At 72.5% G+C, this 19,750-nt stretch carries 18 protein-coding genes; 11 read left to right on the top strand and 7 right to left on the bottom strand.

All coding sequences use genetic code 11. The features are described from left to right. Positions 1–95: 95 nt before the first annotated feature. Positions 96–980 carry an IniB N-terminal domain-containing protein gene (locus tag LADH09A_RS24180; RefSeq protein ID WP_238647757.1) on the bottom strand — a complete coding sequence of 295 codons (885 nt, stop codon included), beginning with the start codon at positions 978–980 and terminating at the stop codon, positions 96–98. A gap of 297 nt (positions 981–1,277) precedes the next feature. Between LADH09A_RS24180 and LADH09A_RS24175 the strand changes: the two genes are divergently transcribed. The 6 genes from LADH09A_RS24175 (at position 1,278) to LADH09A_RS24150 (ending at position 8,718) form a co-directional block, all read left to right on the top strand. Next, positions 1,278–2,543, top strand: a complete 1,266-nt coding sequence (locus LADH09A_RS24175) for an Hsp70 family protein (protein WP_238647756.1) — start codon at positions 1,278–1,280, stop codon at positions 2,541–2,543. A 5-nt stretch (positions 2,544–2,548) separates the two neighbouring features. Further along, complete coding sequence (locus LADH09A_RS24170; protein WP_238647755.1) at positions 2,549–5,113, top strand: helix-turn-helix transcriptional regulator; 2,565 nt, start codon at positions 2,549–2,551, stop codon at positions 5,111–5,113. A gap of 43 nt (positions 5,114–5,156) precedes the next feature. Further along, positions 5,157–7,106 (top strand): sensor histidine kinase, encoded by a 1,950-nt coding sequence (locus LADH09A_RS24165; RefSeq protein WP_238647754.1) that lies wholly within the window; start codon positions 5,157–5,159, stop codon positions 7,104–7,106. Then, the gene (locus tag LADH09A_RS24160) at positions 7,103–7,552 is read left to right on the top strand and encodes a roadblock/LC7 domain-containing protein (RefSeq protein ID WP_238647753.1); all 450 of its coding nucleotides are present in this window, start codon (positions 7,103–7,105) and stop codon (positions 7,550–7,552) included. Before LADH09A_RS24165 ends, LADH09A_RS24160 begins: the two co-directional genes overlap by 4 nt. Then, the gene (locus tag LADH09A_RS24155; protein ID WP_308194674.1) at positions 7,530–7,910 is read left to right on the top strand and encodes a DUF742 domain-containing protein; all 381 of its coding nucleotides are present in this window, start codon (positions 7,530–7,532) and stop codon (positions 7,908–7,910) included. Before LADH09A_RS24160 ends, LADH09A_RS24155 begins: the two co-directional genes overlap by 23 nt. A 67-nt stretch (positions 7,911–7,977) precedes the next feature. Continuing rightward, positions 7,978–8,718, top strand: coding sequence for a cellulose binding domain-containing protein (locus LADH09A_RS24150; protein ID WP_238647752.1), 741 nt, complete (start codon positions 7,978–7,980; stop codon positions 8,716–8,718). A gap of 80 nt (positions 8,719–8,798) precedes the next feature. Here the strand turns inward: LADH09A_RS24150 and LADH09A_RS24145 are convergent, their stop codons facing one another. The 5 genes from LADH09A_RS24145 to LADH09A_RS24125 form a co-directional block, all read right to left on the bottom strand. Next, complete coding sequence (locus LADH09A_RS24145) at positions 8,799–9,740, bottom strand: DUF4394 domain-containing protein (protein ID WP_238647751.1); 942 nt, start codon at positions 9,738–9,740, stop codon at positions 8,799–8,801. A 192-nt stretch (positions 9,741–9,932) separates the two neighbouring features. Beyond that, entirely contained in the window at positions 9,933–10,529 is a 597-nt protein-coding gene (locus tag LADH09A_RS24140; RefSeq protein WP_238647750.1) for a hypothetical protein, read from the bottom strand. Positions 10,530–10,681: 152 nt separating this feature from the next. Continuing rightward, on the bottom strand, positions 10,682–11,245 hold the full coding sequence (locus LADH09A_RS24135) for a GerMN domain-containing protein (RefSeq protein ID WP_238647749.1): 564 nt from the start codon (positions 11,243–11,245) through the stop codon (positions 10,682–10,684). After that, positions 11,242–12,597, bottom strand: a complete 1,356-nt coding sequence (locus tag LADH09A_RS24130) for a sensor histidine kinase (protein ID WP_238647748.1) — start codon at positions 12,595–12,597, stop codon at positions 11,242–11,244. The genes LADH09A_RS24135 and LADH09A_RS24130 overlap by 4 nt, the downstream gene beginning before the upstream one ends. Then, a complete protein-coding gene (locus tag LADH09A_RS24125) occupies positions 12,594–13,283 on the bottom strand; it encodes a response regulator transcription factor (RefSeq protein WP_088948809.1) in 690 nt (229 codons plus the stop codon). Before LADH09A_RS24125 ends, LADH09A_RS24130 begins: the two co-directional genes overlap by 4 nt. 151 nt (positions 13,284–13,434) lie before the next feature. Between LADH09A_RS24125 and LADH09A_RS24120 the strand changes: the two genes are divergently transcribed. The 5 genes from LADH09A_RS24120 to LADH09A_RS24100 all read left to right on the top strand — a co-directional run bounded on the left by LADH09A_RS24120 (position 13,435) and on the right by LADH09A_RS24100 (position 17,485). Continuing rightward, the gene (locus LADH09A_RS24120) at positions 13,435–13,803 is read left to right on the top strand and encodes an STAS domain-containing protein (protein ID WP_238647747.1); all 369 of its coding nucleotides are present in this window, start codon (positions 13,435–13,437) and stop codon (positions 13,801–13,803) included. Then, positions 13,800–14,396 (top strand): STAS domain-containing protein, encoded by a 597-nt coding sequence (locus tag LADH09A_RS24115; protein ID WP_238647746.1) that lies wholly within the window; start codon positions 13,800–13,802, stop codon positions 14,394–14,396. Before LADH09A_RS24120 ends, LADH09A_RS24115 begins: the two co-directional genes overlap by 4 nt. Positions 14,397–14,471: 75 nt before the next feature. Next, positions 14,472–14,852 carry a YccF domain-containing protein gene (locus LADH09A_RS24110; RefSeq protein ID WP_238647783.1) on the top strand — a complete coding sequence of 127 codons (381 nt, stop codon included), beginning with the start codon at positions 14,472–14,474 and terminating at the stop codon, positions 14,850–14,852. A 152-nt stretch (positions 14,853–15,004) separates the two neighbouring features. Further along, complete coding sequence (gene helR / locus LADH09A_RS24105) at positions 15,005–17,134, top strand: RNA polymerase recycling motor ATPase HelR (RefSeq protein ID WP_238647745.1); 2,130 nt, start codon at positions 15,005–15,007, stop codon at positions 17,132–17,134. Between the two features lie 168 nt (positions 17,135–17,302). Beyond that, the gene (locus tag LADH09A_RS24100; protein WP_238647744.1) at positions 17,303–17,485 is read left to right on the top strand and encodes a hypothetical protein; all 183 of its coding nucleotides are present in this window, start codon (positions 17,303–17,305) and stop codon (positions 17,483–17,485) included. 74 nt (positions 17,486–17,559) lie between these two features. Here the strand turns inward: LADH09A_RS24100 and LADH09A_RS24095 are convergent, their stop codons facing one another. Further along, positions 17,560–19,632 carry a PQQ-dependent sugar dehydrogenase gene (locus tag LADH09A_RS24095; protein WP_238647743.1) on the bottom strand — a complete coding sequence of 691 codons (2,073 nt, stop codon included), beginning with the start codon at positions 19,630–19,632 and terminating at the stop codon, positions 17,560–17,562. Between the last annotated feature and the right edge of the window lie 118 nt (positions 19,633–19,750).

Below are 19,750 nucleotides of genomic sequence, written 5' to 3'. Positions count from 1 at the left end.
TTTCGGCTCAATTATCAAGAGGGACCGGATGTGGAACCGGAGAGGGCCGGATCGCCCGAAGCGACCCGGCCTCCCGCTCCCGCCGGAGATCCCTGTCAGAGCAGGCCGCCGGTGATGCCCAGCAGGCCGTGGTCCGACGAGTCGTGCGAGTCGCCCAGCACACCATCGGTGGCGCCTCCGGTCACGTCGCCGACCGTGCCGGTGACGCCGGGCAGGAGGCTGTCCACCTGGTGCGTCACACCACCCACAGTGGACGGCACGTCGAGCGGCGGGACGACGCCACCGACAGCCCCTCCGCCGTGGCCCAGGCCCAACCCGCCCAGGGTGTCGTCGACACCGAGGGAACCGACGACACCGTTGAGCTGACCGTGGGTGCCGGAGAGGACACCGCCGGTCAGGTCACCGCCGAGCAGACCCGGGTCGGTGGCACCGAGCACACCACCCGGGTCGCCGGCCACGCCGGTGACGTTCCCCAGAACCGGGTCCGCGATGGCGTCCACCGGCTGCACCACGTCGGCGTCGAGGGTGTGCGCCACGTCGGAGACGCCGGCCAGGTCGCTGTCCAGCCCGTACGGACCGACGCCCAGGCCGATCCCCGGCAGGACGGTGATCCCGGCGGCGGCGGCCGACGGGTCGACCGCGATGGCGCCGAGCACACCGGCCTTGATGTCCACGCCGGTGGGAGAACTCGTGACGCTGATCTGCTGCGCCACGCTCTGCAACTGGCCCACCACGTCCGTGGTGTCGGTGACCAGCGGGTCGAACCCGAGCTCCCCGACGGCCGGCACCAGCGGCGTGAGGCCCTGCCCCGGCGCGTAGTCGACCACCAGCGGCACCACGTCCTGCACGTCCGCCGCGGTGATGTCGGTGAGCCCCGCGGCCCGCAGCGCACCCTCGGGGTCCAGGTCGAAGGCCGACCGCGCGTCGGGGTTCGTCAGCAGGTCGAGCACGAAGTCGTGGAGGGTCTGGTGCGAGTCCATGTGCCGGTTCTCCTCGGATCTGGGCGTCGGCGGGTGTCGTACGTCGACAGTGACGCTATTGCCGGGCCCGCCCCCGGGCATCGGGGCTCAGCCCGCATCCGGGCCGGTTGAACTAGGGGCTCCGCCGCCTCGTACGTTAGGGGGACAGGGGGAAACCGACCCGGCGAGATTAGGGTCCCGACCAGGGACTGATCTCTGGTACGAACGTAGGAGCCCGCGGGGTTCGCCGGGGGTGGGTCGTCGGCAGCACCGACACCATCGCCACCGGCCGGCCAACTCACGGGGGGAGAAGAGACGATGCCGTACGTCCTGGGGATAGACATCGGAAGCACCAACACCGCCGCCGCGGTCGCACGGTCGCACGGCACGACCTGGACCCGCCCTGAGCCCGTCCCGCTGCAGGTAGGCTCCACCCTCGTACCGTCGGTGCTGTGCCTGTCCGAAGACGGCTCGCTGCACGTCGGCGAGCCCGCCACCGACGATGGCAGCCGCACCACACGCGACTTCGTGCACCGGATCGGCGATGACGTACCCCTGCTGCTCGGCGGCGAAACCTGCCCGCCGCAGACTCTCACCGCCGAACTGGCGGCGTGGGTGGTGGAACGGGTCCACGCCCTGGAGGGCGGGCCGGCGGAGGCCGTCGTGCTCAGCCACCCGGCGGGGTGGCGTCCCTACCGACGGGAGGTGCTGCACCGGGCGCTCTCCGGCTTCGGTCTGCGCAACGTGACACTGCTGCCGCGCACGGTCACGGTCGCCGAGAGCCACGCCGCCCGCGGGTTCGCGGGCAGCACCGCGGTCGTCTACTTCCTGGGGGGCAACAGCTTCGAGGCGGCTCTCGTGCGTCGCACCCCGCGCGGCACCTACGAGACGTTCGGCACCCCCCAGGGTCTGGACCCGATCGGCGGGGCCGACTTCGACGAGGCGCTGGCCGACCACACCCGTACCGCGCTGGCCCGGGAGTTGGCCGCCGGCGCACGCCGCGGCACCCAGGCCGCGCTGCGCGGCCTGCGCGCGGAGTGTGACCGGGTCAAGCGGGTGCTGACCGTCGACCTGACAGCCGACGTGGTGCTGGCCCTGCCGGGCGGCCCGGCCCGGATGCCGGTGACCCGGGCGCAGTTCGAGGCCATGATCCGCCCGACGGTGCAGGTCACCGTCGACCTCCTGCTGCGGGCCGTGCGCAGCGCCAACCTGACGCCGGGGCAGCTCGACGGCGTCCTGCTGGCGGGCGGCTCGACCCGCGTCCCACTCGTCACCGAGCTGGTCAGCGCAGCCCTCCCGGTCCCCGTCGAGGTGGAACCGGACTCCCAGTTGACCGCCGCCACCGGCGCGGCGATGGCCGCCTGCCAGGTGGTGTCGCCGCGCCACCGCCGACAGCCACCGGCCCGCGATCCGGCCCCGGTCAGTGGTGCCGGTCGGGCGTCCGTCCCGGCGACACGCCGCCCCCACCACGACACCACCGTCCCGGGCGACCCGCCACCGCGGCCCCCGGTCCGGGTCCTGCCACTGGACCTGCCGAAACCGTCCCGCCTGGCGTTGGCACGCAGCCGGGGACGCGAAGGATGACCCCAATGATCATGAATGACACCGCCGAGGCCGGGCTGACGCTGGACAGGGGGCCGCAGGCCCTGCTGGACACGGTCGTGCAGAATCCGACCGGCCCGCTCAGCGTCGGCATCGCCGGTCCGGGCGGTCACGGGAAGACCGCGCTGCTCGCGGAGCTGGCGCGGGTCCACCAGCGGGCCGGGGTCACCGTGCGCACGACCGCCCCCGAGCCGGGTGAACCGGTCGACGACGACACGCTGGTGCTGGTCGACGACGCCCACCTGCTCGACGACGCACGGATCGAGGTGCTGCTGGGTCTGGTCGCCAGCCGTCGGCACCGGCTGGTGGTCGCCCACCGCCCGTGGCCCCGGTCGGCGGCGCTCAGTGAGCTGGTCGACTCGCTCCGGCGCGACGGGCAGGCCCTGCTCCTCACGCCGTTCACCCGGGAGCAGACCGCCGCCTACCTCGCCGCCACACCCGAGGTGGGCCGCCGCGACGACCTGGTCGACTTCGTCCACACGCAGACCTGCGGCGTACCCCGCGATGTCGAACGGCTGGCCCGCGGCCTGGCCGGCGCGGAGACCCCGACCGGCGCGGTGGTCGACCCACCCCGGTCCGTCGTCGGCGAGCTCGGGCCGGACCTGGACGTCCAACCCGACGCGGTACGACGACTGCTGCTGGCCGTCGCGGCCGCCGGGACGCTGCCGGTGAGTATGCTCGGCGCACTCCTGGGCCGGGAGCCGGCGGCGGTGGACGACCTGATCGCCACGACCAGGGCGGCCGGGCTGCTCGGCGCCGACGGCCGGCTCGCGCCGATCGTCCGGCGGGCCGTCACGACGCTCAGCCCCACCACCGAGCGGACGGCGGTCTGGCGTCGGCTCACCGAGTTGCAGCTCGCCCGGGGTGGCGCGGTGCTGCCGCTGGTCCGGTCCCTGCTGGCGGTCGGGGCGCTCGGTGACTGCCCGGTCCCGACCCTGGTCGCGGCGGCGAACGAGGCCCTGGCCGACGAGCCGGCGTTCGCCGCCGACCTGTTCGGGGCCGCCACGGCGGCCGGACGGCCAGCCAGCGCCGAGCAGGCGCTCGCCGCCGCACTCGCCGGCAACCTCGACGACGCCCTCCGACTGGCGGACCGACTGCTGTCCACGGCCACTCCCCCCGATCGCCGCGAGGCGGCCGTGGTGGCAGCGACCGCCCTGGCGCACCGTGGGCACGTCGGCCGCAGCGTGGAGCTGTACCGGTGGTCGGGCACCGCGTCGGCGACGGCGTTCGCCACCGTCGGCGGGCTCGCCACCGGCGACCTGGCCGCCGCCGCCGAGCCACCGGCCGGTGACCCCGCCGGCGAACCCCCGACCCTGCACGCCAGCGCCGCCCGGCTGATGGCCGCCGGCGTCCGCGACAGCGTGACCGGCTCACCGACCGCCGCGCTCTCCGCGCTCGTGCAGGCCGCCGCGCTGCTGGAGCCGGACGGGCGGGCGGCACTCCTCCCGGACAGCCCGGCGGCACTCGCGGCGCTGACGGCGGTGCACTGCGGCGAGCTGGAGATCGCCGAGCAGGTGCTGCACCGGGGCCTGGCCGCCGGCGTCGGCGGCCCTCTGATGGCTCGTCGCCACCGGCTGTTGCAGGCCTGGATCCTGATGGTCCGGGGCGAGACGCACGCCGCGACCGAACGCCTCGCCACGGTGACCCTGGACGGGCGGCCGTTGGAGTCACGCGACCTGCTCTTCGCCGCCGCGATCCGGATGGGCGTCAGCCGGCGCAACAGTGACCTCGGGGCGCTCAAGCGCGGGTGGGGGCAGGCGCTGGAGGCAGTGGTCCGGCACCCCGTCGACCTGTTCACGCTGCTGCCCCTGGGTGAGCTGGCCATCGCGGGCGCGCGCCTCGGTGACCTGGCCCGCCTGGAGCCGTACCTGCTCCAGGGGCGCGCCCTGCTGGGCCGCCTCGGCGACCCGCCGCTGTGGAGCGTCCCCCTGCACTGGAGCGGGTTGCACGCCGCCATCCTGACCGCCCAGCCGGCGGTCGCCGACGAACACGTCGCCGCGCTGCTCGCCGCCGCCGGCCACAGCCGGTACGCCGCCAGGGTCGCCGCCGCCGCGGAGAGCTGGGTGGAGGTGCTGCGGGGCGTCGTCGACCCGACCCGGGTGGAGGCCGCCGCCCGGGGGCTGCACGACACCGGGTTGTGCTGGGACGGTGCTCGCCTCGCCGGTCAGGCCGCGATCCGTACCGCCGACCGGCGGGCGATGACCACCCTGCTGGAGTGCGCCCGCGCGTTACAGGGACGGCCACCCGGCGCTCCCGGTGGGCAGACACCGACGACCGGCGCGAGCACGGCCCGGGTCGCCGGCCCCACCCAGCAGGGGCTCAGCGACCGCGAGTACGAGGTCGCCGAGCTGGTGCTGGCGGGGTTGACCTACCGGGAGATCGGCGACCGGCTCTTCATCTCGGCGAAGACGGTGGAACACCACGTGGCGCGGATGCGCAACCGCCTGAACTGCGCCAACCGCACGGAGCTGCTGGCCCTGCTGCGCACCATCGTCGCCGACCGGGCCAGCGACACGGCCGGACAGCCGTGGCCACAGCGGGCGACCCGGTGACGCGCCCACGCGGCGGACGCCGCCGCACCGAGCGGGGGCGGACGTGACGCCCAACGAGGTGCGACTGATCCGGGTCAGGCTTGTCGTGCTGGCGGCCGTACTCGTCTCACTGTGGTCCTACGCGGCCTACGTGGCCAGCCAGGACGCGGCCGACCTGCTGCGCGTGCGGGCCCTGGCGGACACCCTGGGCCAGCCCGTCGACCGACTGGTCCTGGGCCTGCAGGCCGAACGTCGGCTCACCGCCGAGGGGGTCGCCGCCGCCACGCCGACGGCACCCCCGCTGGTCGCGGCGCGCGCGGGCACCGACCGGGCCGCCGCCGAGGTCCGCGCGTTCACCGAGGGCCGCGACCTTCGGCTGCTCAGCGCCGGTGACGTCCGCGACCGGGCCGGCGAACTGGTCCGTCGGCTCGACGGGCTGGGCACGATCCGGTCCCAGGTGGACGCCGGGCGTCTCGACCTGGTCGGGGCGATCGACGCGTACGACCAGGTCGTCGACGTCGCCTTCCGGGTGTACGGCCCGGAGTGGGGCGCGTACGAGAGCACCCTGGCCGCCGACACCCGGGCGGTGATCGCGCTGGCCCGCGCCCGGGAGCTGCTTGCCCGGGAGGACACCCTGGTCAGCGCGGCCCTGACCGGTGCACGGCTGGGCACCGAGGCGCGGAGCCGGCTGACCGAACTCGTCAGCAGCCAGCGGTACGCGCGCGGCGAGGCAGCGGCCGGGCTGCCCGACGGCGGCCAGAGTGAGCACCAGCGCCTCCTGACCGGTCCCGACTTCGCGGGTCTGCTCGCCCTGGAGGCCCGGCTGCTGGCGGCCGACACCGCGCTGACCGGGATCACCGTCCAGGCCTGGCGGGCAGCTGCGGACGCCGCTCTGGGCGCACTGCAGACGCTGGTGACGACCACCGCCCGCAGCAGTGCGGAGCGGGCCGCGCCGGGCGCAGCGGTGGTCGTCGCGCGTACCGGTGCCGTGGTGGGGCTCGGCCTCATCGTCGTGCTCGTGCTCCTGCTGGGTTGGGTGAGCACCGTCCGACGCCTGACCGACGAACGGGTCACGCCGGACGACGGCACCCCGGCCCAGGCCGTGACCCCGGCCCAGGCCCCGGCGCGCGATGCCACGACGACGCCGGACGGTGACGCCGAACAGGAGTTGTTCCTGCTGCTCACCCGACGCAACCAGGTTCTGCTGCGCGATCAGCTCGGCCTGCTGGACGGGATGCAACGCCGGGAGCGGTCCGCCGAGGAGACCAGCGAGCTGTTCCAGCTCGACCATCTCACCACCCGGATCCGCCGCAACGTGGAGAAGCTGATCACCCTCGCCGGCACGAGGCCCGCCCGCCGCTGGCGGCGACCCGTGCCCCTGCTCGACGTGGCGCGCGGTGCGGTCGCCGAGGTGCCGGACTACCACCGGGTCCTGATCGCACCGCACTGGCCCTGGTCGCTCGCGGGCCCCGCCGTCACGGACGTCGTCCACCTGTTGTCGGAGCTGATCGAGAACGCCCTCGCCTTCTCCGCGGCGGACACCACGGTGCGGGTCAGCGCCGAGTACCGACCGCAGGGTTGCGCGGTGCTGGTCGTCGACGACGGGCCGGGTATGGACTCGTCCGCGCTGGCCGAGGCGAACCACCTGCTCGGCCACCCACCGCCGGACGGCCCGCCCACGGGTTTCGCGGGCCTGTACGCGGCCGCCGTGCTGGCCGGGCGCAGTGGCGCGCACGTCTCGTTGCGCCCCAGCCGGCGTGGTGGGACAGCCGCCACCGTGCTTCTCCCGGGCGCGCTGGTCACGTCGGGTGACACCGGCCGTGGGCCGGCCGGCGCATCACCCGGCACCCCCCACCCGCCGGCACGCGGCGGCACCGACCCCTCCGCCCAGAACGGCGACGGCCAACTGCCGACGCGGATCCGCCACACCGGGCCGACCGGCCCGAAACCCGGCAGGACCAGCCTCGACACGGTCGAGTTGCCGGTCGCAAGAGCAACAAGGAGACACCCATGACGTCCGCAGTGGTCACCGACGACGACCTGACCGGCGCCCTGGACCGCCTGGTCGAACGAGTGCACGGCGCGGAGTTCGCCGTGGTGCTCTCCCCCGACGGGCTGCCCCTCGGCGGTTCCCAACAGGTCAAGGGCGAGCTGGCCGAACAGCTCTCCGGCGTGGTCGCCGGTCTGATCGCGATGGGGTTGGCCGCCACCCGGCTCTGCGAAGGGGGCGGTCTGCGTCAGGTCGTGGTGCAGATGGCGCGAGCGTTCCTGTTCGTCGCCACCATCCCGAACGGCACGATCCTCACCGTGCGGATCGCCGGTGACGACGTCAAGGTCGGCGACATGGCGTACGAGGTGGCGCTCTTCGTGGGGCAGGCCGAGCGGCACCTGCCGATCCGTCTCGGACCCGCCTCCTCGGCGACGATCGGGGATCCTGGTGCGCAGCACCGGCAGCGCTGACGAGGCGTGGTACGACGACGACGCGGGCCCGGTGGCCCGGCCGTACACGATGACCGGAGGGCGCACCGCACCCAGTGGCGACACGTTCGACCTGATCTCCCTGGTCGTCGCCCGCCGGGGGGTCACGCCGCCCACACCGCTCTTCCCCGAACAGGCGCGGATCGTCGAGCTGTGTCACGATCCAGTGTCGGTGGCCGAGGTCGCCGCGGAGCTGGATCTTCCCCTGGGGACGGTCCGGGTGCTACTCGGTGACCTGCTCACCGCCGGGCTGATCGAGACGCATGACCCGCCGATGCTGTCGGAGCTGCCGACCGACGATCTGCTCGAGGCGATACTCGTCGGGCTTCGCGGCCTGTGACGGGGCAGATGCCGCCCGCACGGATCGTGGGCGCGCATCCGGCGACGAACTGAAGGGGAGACAGGCAGTGCCGGCAACACCACCCCAGCCACGCCGTACCGTGGCGATCATCCTGCTGGACCGGATCGTGGCTGTCGGCACGACCGCGCGGCGGGTGCTCACCGGTCGGGACGACGTCTCGCGGGCCACCTGGGTGGCCGTGATCGCGGCGCTCGGGGTGCTGGTCGCGACGGCCGTCTCGGTCATCGGGTTGCTGCGTACGCCGGAGAAGCTGACGCCGGTGACCCTCGACGCGCCACCGTCAACCGAGCAGGTGGGCACTGCGCCGACCGACACTCCCCGGGCACAGGCACGTCCGGCGGCCAGCAGCCCGGCGACGTCCGCTCCCTCACCGACCGCGTCGACCACCGCGGCCCCACCGACCGTCGGTGCGTCGACCCGGCCCACACCGAGCGGCGCGACGGCGTCGGCCACCCCGGCCGCCCTGACCGCCGATTTCGCCATCGCGGACACCGCCCTGCTCAGTTACGGCGCGGCCGTGACGATCAGCAATCCCGGCTCGGTGCCGGTGCCGCAGTGGACGCTGACCGTCACCCTGCCCCGGGAGTCGCTGCGGGTCAGCGCGGTCGAGGGCGCGCGGGTCAGCCGAGACGGCGCGGTGTGGACGTTCGTGCCGGACGGAGGCGCCGGTCAGGTGGCGGGCAGCGCCTCGGTGACGGTGACGTTCCGGGTCAACGGCTCGCCGGCGGGCGCGGCCCCCGAGGCCTGCGCCATCGACGGGGCCGCCTGCGTCGGCTTCTCGCACTGACCGGTCCGGCTCAGCACCGGCTCCCGCCGGTCAGGGGTGACCCGTCCGGAGACGGGCCACCCCTGCGCAACCCCGGAGGGCTACTGCTGGTTGAGTTGCACGGCGAGATCGATGACCAGGTGGCCCACGGCGAACCCACCCGTTGACTGAGCCGCACCGGTGAGCAGATCCACCTGGTAGACCCGGCTGGGAACGCTGCCGTTGAGGACCGCGTAGGCGTTGTTGCCCGTGGCTCGCCCGCTGCGGACGGTGCTGTGGATGTCGAAGCCGGCCCGCTGGTCGGCGGCCACACCCAGGCTGCCGGTGGCGACGAGTTGGCCCGAGTTGGCCGGAGACTGCAGCGCGACCTGGTCCAGGTTGGTGTCGACGTCGAACAACGTGGTCGCGGTGCTCGGATCGAGGTCGTTGTTGGTGTAGGCCGCTGCGGTCAGCCCGGGCGCGGCGGTGACCGCTGGCGGGTAGGTGAGGGTGCTGTCGGCGAGCGTGGTGCCGCCGACGTTGACGTTGTGCCGCAGGTTCTGCCCCAGGTTGCTGATGATGCGCAGGCGGTCGGCGGCCGGGTTGAAGTCGACGCCGAAGAACGACCCGCTGAGGGCGACGGTCAGCTGGCTGACCTTCGTGGCGGTGGCGTTGCTGGTGGACAGGGTGAAAATGCCACCGCTGCTGCCGACGCCGTAGAGCCTGCCGTCCTGGACCCGGTAGTCGATGCCGACGAGGTTCTCGGTGCCGGGCAGGTCCACGGTGCCGATCAGACAGGCCAACCCCGGTCGGTTGGCGGCGAACTTCAGGAGCTGCTGGTCCTCGGTCAGACCGACCGCCACCCGCCCGTTACGGCCGCCGGCGTTCAACAGATCCCAGAGGATGGTGCAGGGGAACGCGTCCAACGACGACCGGCTGGAGGCTGCGGTGCTGACGGGCGGCGCGCTGTGCGGCCGGGCCGCAGCTCCCGCCGAGGTCGTCAGCATTCCGATGACGATGGCGGTGCTGGTCAGGAGCAGTCCTCGATGGAACACACGATGCATGACAGGGCCTTCCTTGCGTGACGTACGTGAAATGCCCCGGCAGTGGCATCGGAACAGGGCCGTCCCAAAGGTCCATTCAGAACGTTTGCCCAGCTCAGACGCTATATGGCCGCCCGGTCGGGTGCTGTCGGATCACGTACCATCGAGACACCTTCCACCTATTCGTCCCTTCGCCGCGCGGTCCAACGTGTCTCAGCGCGCGGTCACGGGCGACTCGGCCCGCTCACCCTGCTGCCGCAGGGCCGGCAGCGCCGGCGCCAACGCCGCCAGGATGCACAGGCCGCCGATGGGCAGCAGGTTGAGCGTGACCACCGGCGCGACGATGCCGGCGACCAGCAGCGGGACGCTCCACCACGGCAGCCGCCGTCGGGCCGCGAGCATTCCGGCGAGGACGACGAGGCCGAGGAAGAAGAACTGGGGTACGACGTCGTAGAAGGCCACCTCGACACCGGGGATGTCCTTGAAGTCCGCGCCGAGCGCTGACATCTCCGCCCGGTCCGCGGCCAGGAGCCCCTCGACGATGTCGGCGCCGAACTGCACCATCGTCGCGCCCAGGCCGACCATGGTGACGGTCACCACCCCGGTACGCCACGGGCTGCGGGGCAGCAGACGGGCCAGGGCGAGCACGGCCGGGACGAAGCACACCATGCCGGCGAGGCCGACGAGATGCGCGGCCTGCCAGTCGAGCCCTGGGCCGTACACCCCGTCGGACTTTCCCCACAGGCGTACCAGTCCGTAGGCCGCGATACCGACCGGTCCGGCGATCACGAAGAGCGCAGCGCGTTTCATGCCAGCCATCATCTGGCCGCCCACACCCGTGCGACCTCCGGGAGGCTCCCCCGCCCAGCCCTGGAATTCGTCTCAGGTATTCCACTGAGCAGACCCTCGGTGCCGGCAGCGGTGTGACCCCACGTCCGGCCCATCGGCCGGGCGTGAACGGCTCACCGCTCCGTGATGAGTGGGCCGTAGTCGGCGCGGGTGAGCGGGTCGGCGGACAACGAACCGTCGGCCCGGGGCACGCCGAGGGGTCTGCCATCGCGCAGGAAGGCCACTGTGGTGACGTCGTCGCGGCTGGTCAGGGTGCAGACGATCTGCCCGAAGGCGAGGACCTCGTCGCTGCGGCCGGCATCGACGGCGGGCGCGTCCACCGCGACGAGGGCCTGCGTGCCGGTCACCGTCACCCCGGCCGCGTTGACCGCCCCCGGCAGCGCGCTGGTCAGGTCGCTGTCGCGCTCCTCCCCGGTCGGGCCGGAGAGCAGGTGCCGCAGTTGGTCGGCCATGCTCGGCGCACGGTCGACGCGCCGGACCACGGGGATGATCCAGTTGTCGCGTACCAGGCAGAGTGTCTCCACGACGTGGCCGGCCGGCGCGGTGGCGTCGGCGGGAACGGAGCTGTGGAACGGCCCGCGCGGTGGCTGCACCGTCCGGGGGCCCTCGTCGGTGGGGATGCCGCAACCGGTCACCAACAGGACGAGCGCCAACGGGGCGAGACGGCGTCGGTTCACGGCAGGCTGCCCGGCAGGGTGACCCGGAAGCGTGCGCCGCCCCCGGGGCGGTCGACGACGGTGGCGTGCCCGTCGTGCGCGGCGGCGTGCTGGGCCACCAGCGCGAGCCCGAGCCCCGTGCCGTCCCCGGCGCCACGGGTGTGGGCGGCTCGACCCCGGACGAAACGGTCGAAGATCGCCTCACGATCCTCCACGGGCACGCCCGGGCCATCGTCGTCGACCTCGATGACACCGGAGCCCCCGTCACGGCAGAGACGGACTGCCGCGGGGCCGGCGCCGTAGGTCACGGCGTTGTCCAGCAGGTTCGCCAGGACCTGGGCGATCCGCCGCCGCTCGACGTGCCAGGTCGGGGGGACCTCCGGCGCCAGCTGAACGACGCCGACCGGCAGGTCGTACGCGTGGCAGGCCTCTTCGGCCAGCTCCACCACGTCCACCGGGGCACGGTGGGCCGGCTGGTCGCTGCGGGCCAGGTCGATCAGGTCGTTGACCAGTCGCTGGAAACGGTCGATCTCGGCGGCGACGAGCCCGGCGGCCATCGCCGTCCGGTCGTCCTGGTGTTCCCGACGACGGGCCAGGACGCTGGCCGCCGCGGCGAGGGTCTGCAACGGTGAGCGCAGCTCGTGGCTGACGTCGGCGGCGAAGCGCCGGTCCCGCTCGATGCGGCGGGCGAGCTGGTCGACCATCTGGTTGAACGAGGACGAGAGGCGGGTCAGGTCGGGGTCGGTCGCTGGGGTCAGCCGGGCGGTGAAGTCACCGGCGGCGATCTTCCCGGCAGCGTCCGCGACCGCTGTCAGCGGCCGTAGCCCGTGCCGTGTGGCGTACCACCCGAGGGCGGCCCCGGACCCGGCGACCAGCACCGCGACCGTGGTCAACGCCAGCGCCAGGACCTGGAACGTCTGCTCCAACTCGCGCAGCGAGTTGACCTCGAAGTACGCCGCCGACGCGGACAGCGGCACCCCCACCACGAGGGCGGGTTGTCCGGCGACGCGTACCCGCTGCACCGCCGGTTCTCCGGCGGCGACGATCCGACGCAGCTCGGCGGGAATGGCGGTGGTGGTGCCCGGGTCCGCGGTGCGCGCGTACCACTCACCGTTGAGGTGCAGCACCGGCCGCCGGTTCCCGCCGGTGTCCAGCGACCGGAGCACCTCCACCACGTCCGGACTGTCCGTGTCGAGCCCGGCGTGCACCACCGCGGCGTCGAAGTAGGCGGCCCGCAACGCGATGCGTTCCCGGTCTTCGAGCAGGGATCGACGGGTCAGTTCGTAGGAGACCAGGGCCATCGACGCGGAGAGCAGGAGCGCGCCGACGGCGAACGCGGCGGCCACCCGGGTACGCAGTCCGAGGCGTCTCATCGTTGCAGCTTGTAGCCCAGACCCCGCAGGGTCACCAGGTGCCGGGGGTTCGCCGGGTCCGGCTCGATCTTCTGCCGCAGTCGGCCGACGTGGACGTCGACCAGCCGTTCGTCGCCGCTGTCGTAGCCCCAGACCCGTTGCAGCAACTGCTGACGGGACAGCACCCGGCCGGCGTGCTCGGCCAGCTCGCAGAGCAGGCGGAACTCGGTGCGGGTGACGGTGACCTGCTGGCCGGCGCGGCGCACCTCCCCCGCCTCCGGGCTGATCTCCAGCTCCCCGAAGGCCACCGCCGGCACCGGATCCGGCGTTGACGCGGCCGCCAGCGGCCGGGCGCGCCGACGCAGGGCTCGCAGTCGGGCGGTCAGCTCTCTGATCGCCACGGGTTTGACGACGTAGTCGTCGGCGCCGGCTTCGAGGGCGGCCACGATGTCGTCGGTCCCGTCCCGGGCGCTGACGACCACGATCGGTACGTCGTCGTCACGGCGCAGTTGTCGGATGCACTCGAAGCCGTCGAGGCCGGGAAGCATCAGGTCGACGAGCACGTAGTCGGCCGGGTGGTGACGCTGGGCGCGCAGGCCCTCCTCCGCGGTTGCCGCGCCGAGGGCGTCGTAGCCCTCGTCCTCCAGTGCGAGCAGCAGCGCGAGCCGGATGCGGTCGTCGTCCTCGATCACCAGTACGGCCGTCATGCCGGAATCATCCTCGGCAGCCCGCCGAGCGGCCAACCGTGCTGCTCAGCTCGCGGTTTTGTCACACAACTGTCACAGAGCCTTGCAGCTATCGCCAAACCCGCCCGTAACGGTGGTGGTGGACCGAGAGCTGACGGAGAGGGGCACGGCCATGACAACGCCGGTGATGCCGACGCGGTACACACTGCCGCTGGTCGAGGTGCGCGTCACCGAACTCGACCTGGCCTGCCTACCGGAGGTCGGTGCGATGTTCGATCGACTGTTGACCCTGCGCCCCGCACAGGTCGTGATCGATCTCTCCGACTGCCGACACCTCGACGCCGCCGCCATCGGCCTGCTCCTCGACCTGCACCGGAGGCTGGCTCGCGCCGACGCGGTCCTCACCGTGCGCAACCCGAACCTTCGGGTCCGCCGCATCCTGCACATCGCCCGCCTCGACCAGGTGCTGTCGATCGTCACCGACCGGGGCGTGGCGGCGCGGACCGCACCAGGCCAGGGCGTAGGAAGGACCCCAGCATGACCGTCGTCCCGGACGAGTACCTGATGACCCTCATCTGTGACACCTGCGGCGAGACCATTCGCGGCACCGCGTGCGTGCTTCCCGACGCCGAGGTCGTCTGGACCCTGGTGGCCGAGCACGGCTGGAGCGGCTCCCCGTTCGCCACCGGGCCGCACCGCTGCCCGCACTGCAGCCTGCTGCCACCCCCGCGCAGCGGGTCCGGCTCGTGCGCCGGCCACGGCCCCGGAGGCATCCTCGGCATCGACCACCTCGACGACGTCACCGTCATCGCCGCCACGGGCGACATCGACCTCGACACCGGTGACACCCTGCGTACGGCGCTGCGGCACGTGGCCGAGGTGGGCGGGCACGTCGTCGTCGACCTGAGCCGGGTGCACATCATCGACTCGACCGGGCTCGGTCTTCTCGTCCGCGCACACCGCGACGCGCGGGAACGCGGCGTCACGCTCTGCCTCGCCGCGCCGTCGCGCTTCATCCGCACCGTCCTGCACACCATGCGCCTCGACGGCGCGTTCCCGATCTTCGAGAGCCTCGACGACGCCCTCGGCCAGTTGTCCGACGACGCCACGCGACGCCAGCACGCGGTCGGCTGACCCGGGCACATGCGCCGGAGAGGAGCGGCGACAGGGTCGGGCGGCCCGGTGGCGAGCATCGCTCATGCTGGAGTGGTGATTCGTTTCGTACTGAATGTGCTGTGGCTCATCTTCGGCGGTGGCATCGTCCTGGCGGTCGGCTACGGCGTCGCCGCGCTGATCTGCTTCGTCCTGGTCGTGACGATCCCGTTCGGGGTCGCGTCGCTCCGCCTCGCCGTCTACTCGTTGTGGCCCTTCGGCCGCACCCTGGTGCCGAAGCCCGGCGCGGGCGTCGCGTCCGGTCTGGCGAACATCCTCTGGCTGGTGCTGGCGGGCTGGTGGCTCGCGCTGTCCCACGTCGTCGCCGGCATCGCGCTCTGCGTGACGATCATCGGGATTCCATTCGGCATTGCCAACTTCAAGCTCGTGCCGGCGGCACTCTGGCCTCTCGGCCGAGAGGTCGTGGACGCGCCCTGAGCTTGGAAAACGGGGGCACCTGCCCCCTGCCACTTCTAACATATAGCGCACTGGGGGGCTTGCGGCAAGACCCGGTTCGTGCCGCAAAATCGTCGGCCGAGGCCAGAATCTGCCGAATTGGAAGTCCCCATTTGAATTCCTTGCCCACCTCCGTGTTCGATTTCCCCGATCATCTGTCCCCCAAGACCGACCCGGCGCTGATCGCCCGCGACGAGCAGCACTTCGCGACGATGGCGGAGAGCCTTGATCAGCTGAACGCAGAGCTGTCCGAGCGCCTTGCCGCCGAGCGCAGGGCGCCCGGCGGCAAGGGCCGGCAGGCGATGGACCGGGACGAGGAGATCCGTCGGCTGACCGGCCGCCTGCGTGCGCTGAGTCGCTACGGCCTGGACCTGTGTCTCGGCCACGTGGTCGGCGCGGACGACCCCGAGCCCGTGTACGTCGGACGTCGCGGCCTCACCGACAGCGAGGGCCGGCGGCTGCTGCTCGACTGGCGCTCTCCCGCCGCCGAGCCGTTCTTCGGCGCCACCCACGCCAACCCGATGGGTCTGGCGAGCCGTCGCCGGTACCGCTGGACCCGCGGCCGGATCAGCGACTACTGGGACGAGGTCTTCACCCCGGACGGGTTCGTGGGGCACGCGGTCGCACTGGACGACCAGTCCGCGTTCATCGCCAGCCTCGGCAGCGCCCGGTCGACCCGGATGCGGGACGTGCTCAGCACCATCCAGGCCGACCAGGACGCCATCATCCGCGCGGGCTCGGCCGGGGCGCTCGTCGTGGACGGTGGTCCGGGCACCGGGAAGACCGTCGTCGCGCTGCACCGCACCGCCTACCTGCTCTACTCCGACCCTCGCCTGGGTCAGCGTCGCGGTGGCGTGCTCTTCGTCGGGCCGCACCAGCCCTACCTGGCGTACGTCGCCGACGTCCTGCCCAGCCTCGGCGAGGAGGACGTGCAGACCTGCACCCTGCGGGACCTCGTCGGCGAGGGCGCCACGGCGACCGTCGAACCCGACCCGGACGTCGCCCGGTTGAAGTCAACCGCGGACCTGGTCGGTGCCATCGACGCGGCGGTCAGGTTCTACGAGGACCCACCGGTCACCCCGATGACGGTGACGACCGACGACGCCGACATCTGGCTGAGTGCCGAGGACTGGGCCGACGCGTTCGAGGCGCCGGGGCCGGGCACCCCGCACAACGAGGCGCGAGACGAGATCTGGGAGGAGTTGCTCACGATCCTCGTGGACAGGTACGACGGCGACGAGCCGGACGACGTGGTCCGCGGGTCGCTGCTGCGAAACAGGGAGCTGCGGTCGACCGTCAACCGCGCCTGGCCGCTGCTCGACGCCGCCGACCTCGTGGGGGACCTGTGGTCGGTGCCCGCGTACCTGCGCACGTGTGCGCCCTGGCTCAGCCCGGCGGACGTCCGGAAGCTGCAACGCGACGACCCCCGGGCCTGGACCGTGTCCGACCTGCCGCTGCTGGACGCGGCACGACGGCGCCTCGGCGAGGCGTCCGGGCGTCCGCGTCGGCACGACCCCACCGCCGCAGTGGAACGCGAGCACAGGGCCCGGGTCGTCGACGAACTGCTCGCGGCCGACGCCTACGACGACGGTGAAGGCCTGCTGACGATGCTGCGCCAGCCGGACCTGCTCGACGCCCTGGTCGACGAGTCCGCGTTGCCCGTCGCCGACCCGGATCTGCTGGCCGGCCCGTTCGCCCACATCGTCGTGGACGAGGCCCAGGAGCTGACCGACGCCGAGTGGCAGATGCTGCTGGCCCGCTGCCCGTCGCACAGCTTCACGATCGTCGGGGACCGCGCCCAGGCCCGGCACGGGTTCACCGAGTCGTGGCAGGAACGCCTGACGCGGATCGGGCTCGACCGGATCACGCTGGCCACCCTGAGCATCAACTACCGGACCCCGGAGGAGGTCATGGCGGAGGCCGAGCCGGTCATCCGGGCCGTGCTCCCGGACGCCAACGTGCCGACCTCCATCCGCAGCAACGGTCTCCCCGTCGTCCACGGATCGACCGCCGGGCTGGGCGCGATCCTCGACGCCTGGCTCGCCGAGCACGTCGACGGGACGGCCTGCGTCATCGGCGATCCGACGTTCCCACCGACGTCGCGCGTCCGGTCGTTGAGCCCGGAGCAGGCCAAGGGTCTCGAATTCGACCTGGTCGTCCTGGTAGACCCGGAAGCGTTCGGCACGGGCATCGAGGGGGCGGTCGACCGCTACGTCGCGATGACCCGGGCGACCCAGCAACTGGTCGTCCTGACGAGCCCCTGACGGCACGCCGCGCAGCCAGGCGACGCTGTCGCTTTCGAGCGTGATGCCACAGAGTCATATTTATACCTCTGTGGCATCACGCTCTTCAGCCATCACCCCACCGAGGTACGCCCGGACGCAACGGCCACGATCGCGTTACGCGACGACCTGCCGTGGTGGACCTGGGAGTTGACCGACGAGAGGGAGGCCCTGCGCGCGGAGCTCACCGCATGGCTGCTCCAGCACGCCCCGGCCCGGCTGCGGACGATCGGCGCCGACCCGGAGCTGCTGTCCGGGATCAGCCTGCTCGCCATCACGGGCGCGGCCCGATGGGGCGACCCGCACTGGCCGAACCGCGGCCGGACGGCCTGAGGACGCGGTGTCTCCGCAGGGCCAGCACGGGGTGGCCCTGCGGAGACGTCGCTCACGGAACTGTTGTGGTCCTGCTAGTTGCCGAGGGTGACGTGCAGGATCCGCTCGTTGCTGTTGTTCGGGGTGCTGTCCTTGTCACCGGTGTTGGTGGTGGTCAGCCAGAGCCCCCCGTCGGGAGCCGGCTCCACCGTCCGCAACCGACCGTAGGTGCCGCTGAAGTACGTCTGCACGTTCGTCAGGCTGCTGCCGCTGATCACCGCGCGGTACATCCGGGCACCCCGCGCGCAGGCCACGTAGAGCGCGTCCCGCACGATCGTGATGCCCGAGCAGGACCCTTCGGCGGTGGGATAGGTACGCGCCGGCGCGATGAACCCGGCGGTGCCGCACGCGCCGCTGGTGCCCTCGCACGCCGGCCAGCCGTAGTTGCCGCCCCGGGTGATCAGGTTGGTCTCATCCATGACCGAGTTGCCGAACTCCTGCTCCCACAGCCGGCCCTGCGAGTCGAACGCCAGCCCCTGCGGGTTGCGGTGGCCGTAGCTCCACACGTAGTTGCCGAACGGGTTGTCCGAGGGGACGGTGCCGTCCGGGTTGAGGCGCAGGATCTTGCCTTCGAGGGCCGCACGGTCCTGCGCGTAGTTGCCGTTCTGCGCGTCGCCGGTGCTGGCGTACAGCTTGCCGTCCGGGCCGAACCGCAGGCGGCCACCGTCGTGGTACTTGTTCCGCCGGATGCCACTGACCAGCACCTGTTCGCTGGCGGTGTTGAGTCGCCCGTTCTCCAACCTGATCCGCACGATCCGGTTGTCGCTGGGCGAGGTGTGCATGATGTACAACCAGCGGTCGCTGCTGAAGCTGGCCGAGACGGCGAGCCCGAGCAGGCCGCCCTCACCGTCGGTGCTCTGCACGTTCGGCACCGTGCCCAGGTTGGTCTTGGCGCCGGTGGTGGGGTTGAGCTGGATGATGTCGTGCGCGTCGCGGCGGTTGTAGAGGACGCTGCCGTCCGGCAACGTCACCAGCCCCCACGGGATGTCGGTGTCGGTGGTGACCTGGCGTACGCCGCACACCGGGTTGCCGCACGCCGCGCCGGTCGTCACCGTCGTGGTGCCGCTGCGCGAGGAGGCGTTGTTCTGCGCGTCCCGGGCCACCACGTAGTACTGGTACGCGGTGTTCGCGGCCAGCCCGCTGTCGGTGAAGGTGGTCGCCGGCGGTGCGCCGGTGACCGTGCCGACCTTCACGCCGGCGCGGTGGACGTCGTACGCCCGGACCCCGATGTTGTCGCTCGACGCGGCCCAGCGCAGTGTCACGGTGGTGCCCGACGCGGTGCCGATGAGCTGCTGCGGCGCGGTCGGCGGCTGGGTGTCGACCTGGCAGGGCGGCGGCGTGATCGAGACCGTGGTGCTCGCCTGGGACACGTTGCCGGCGGCGTCGCGGGCGTTGACGTACAGGCCCCAGGTCGCACCGGCGACCACGGTGAGGTTGGTGGACAGCGTCGTGCCGCTCACCGACGTCATCAACTGCCCGTCGTGGTAGATGTCGTAGAAGGCGACCGCGACGTTGTCCGTCGAGGCGTTCCACGCGAAGGTCACCGAGTTGCAGGTCAGGCCACTCACCCGCGGGTTGCCCGGCGCCGTGGGCGGCTGGCTGTCGCTGCTGCCCAGGGCGGTCGTCCACCGTTGGTTGGTCTGCCCGTTGCAGGTCCAGAGCCCGACCGTGGTGCTGTTGGCGGTGCCCGCGCCGTTCACGTCCAGGCACAGGCCGGACTGGACGCCGACGATGCTCCCGTTGGTGTTGATCCGCCAGCGCTGGTTGGCACCACCATTGCAGCCGTTGATCTGCAGTGCGGCCGGCGCGGTGGTGTCCTGGCCGACCACGTCGAGACACATCGTGTCGTCGTAGACCCGCAACTCCCCGGCCGAGGTGAGGCTCCACGCCTGGTTGGCCTGACCGTTGCAGTCGTAGATGTTGATGCCGGCGCCGGCCGTCCGGACGTTGCCGACCACATCCAGGCAACGGCCGCTGGCCACACCGACCACTGTCGACGGTGCCGCGGCGGCGGCCGGCACGCCGACGGCCACGGTCAGCAGTGTCACCGCCGCCATCACCGCCGGCAACAGCCGCCGTCGTGGTCTGGTCCGCGCGATGACTCGCATCCGTCCTCCAGGGTCAGGGCGTCGACCGGGTCACCCGGACGACCGAGCGTCCGACCACACCGAACGATAGACATCGACCATCAAAGATGCATTCGACACACAAGTCAAACGATGTCAC

Source organism: Micromonospora cabrerizensis, from assembly GCF_022230955.1.
GTDB lineage: Bacteria > Actinomycetota > Actinomycetes > Mycobacteriales > Micromonosporaceae > Micromonospora > Micromonospora cabrerizensis.
The sequence above is the reverse complement of the archived record's forward strand: the minus strand, read 5'-3'. Positions and strand labels throughout refer to the sequence as shown.

Coding starts and splice junctions, on each gene's coding strand:
- LADH09A_RS24140 (WP_238647750.1), bottom strand. CDS start 10,529: ATGAAACGCGCTGCGCTCTTCGTGATCGCCGGACCGGTCGGTATCGCG.
- LADH09A_RS24120 (WP_238647747.1), top strand. CDS start 13,435: ATGACAACGCCGGTGATGCCGACGCGGTACACACTGCCGCTGGTCGAG.
- LADH09A_RS24115 (WP_238647746.1), top strand. CDS start 13,800: ATGACCGTCGTCCCGGACGAGTACCTGATGACCCTCATCTGTGACACC.
- LADH09A_RS24130 (WP_238647748.1), bottom strand. CDS start 12,597: ATGAGACGCCTCGGACTGCGTACCCGGGTGGCCGCCGCGTTCGCCGTC.
- LADH09A_RS24180 (WP_238647757.1), bottom strand. CDS start 980: ATGGACTCGCACCAGACCCTCCACGACTTCGTGCTCGACCTGCTGACG.
- LADH09A_RS24125 (WP_088948809.1), bottom strand. CDS start 13,283: ATGACGGCCGTACTGGTGATCGAGGACGACGACCGCATCCGGCTCGCG.
- LADH09A_RS24175 (WP_238647756.1), top strand. CDS start 1,278: ATGCCGTACGTCCTGGGGATAGACATCGGAAGCACCAACACCGCCGCC.
- LADH09A_RS24160 (WP_238647753.1), top strand. CDS start 7,103: ATGACGTCCGCAGTGGTCACCGACGACGACCTGACCGGCGCCCTGGAC.
- LADH09A_RS24170 (WP_238647755.1), top strand. CDS start 2,549: ATGATCATGAATGACACCGCCGAGGCCGGGCTGACGCTGGACAGGGGG.
- LADH09A_RS24095 (WP_238647743.1), bottom strand. CDS start 19,632: ATGCGAGTCATCGCGCGGACCAGACCACGACGGCGGCTGTTGCCGGCG.
- LADH09A_RS24145 (WP_238647751.1), bottom strand. CDS start 9,740: ATGCATCGTGTGTTCCATCGAGGACTGCTCCTGACCAGCACCGCCATC.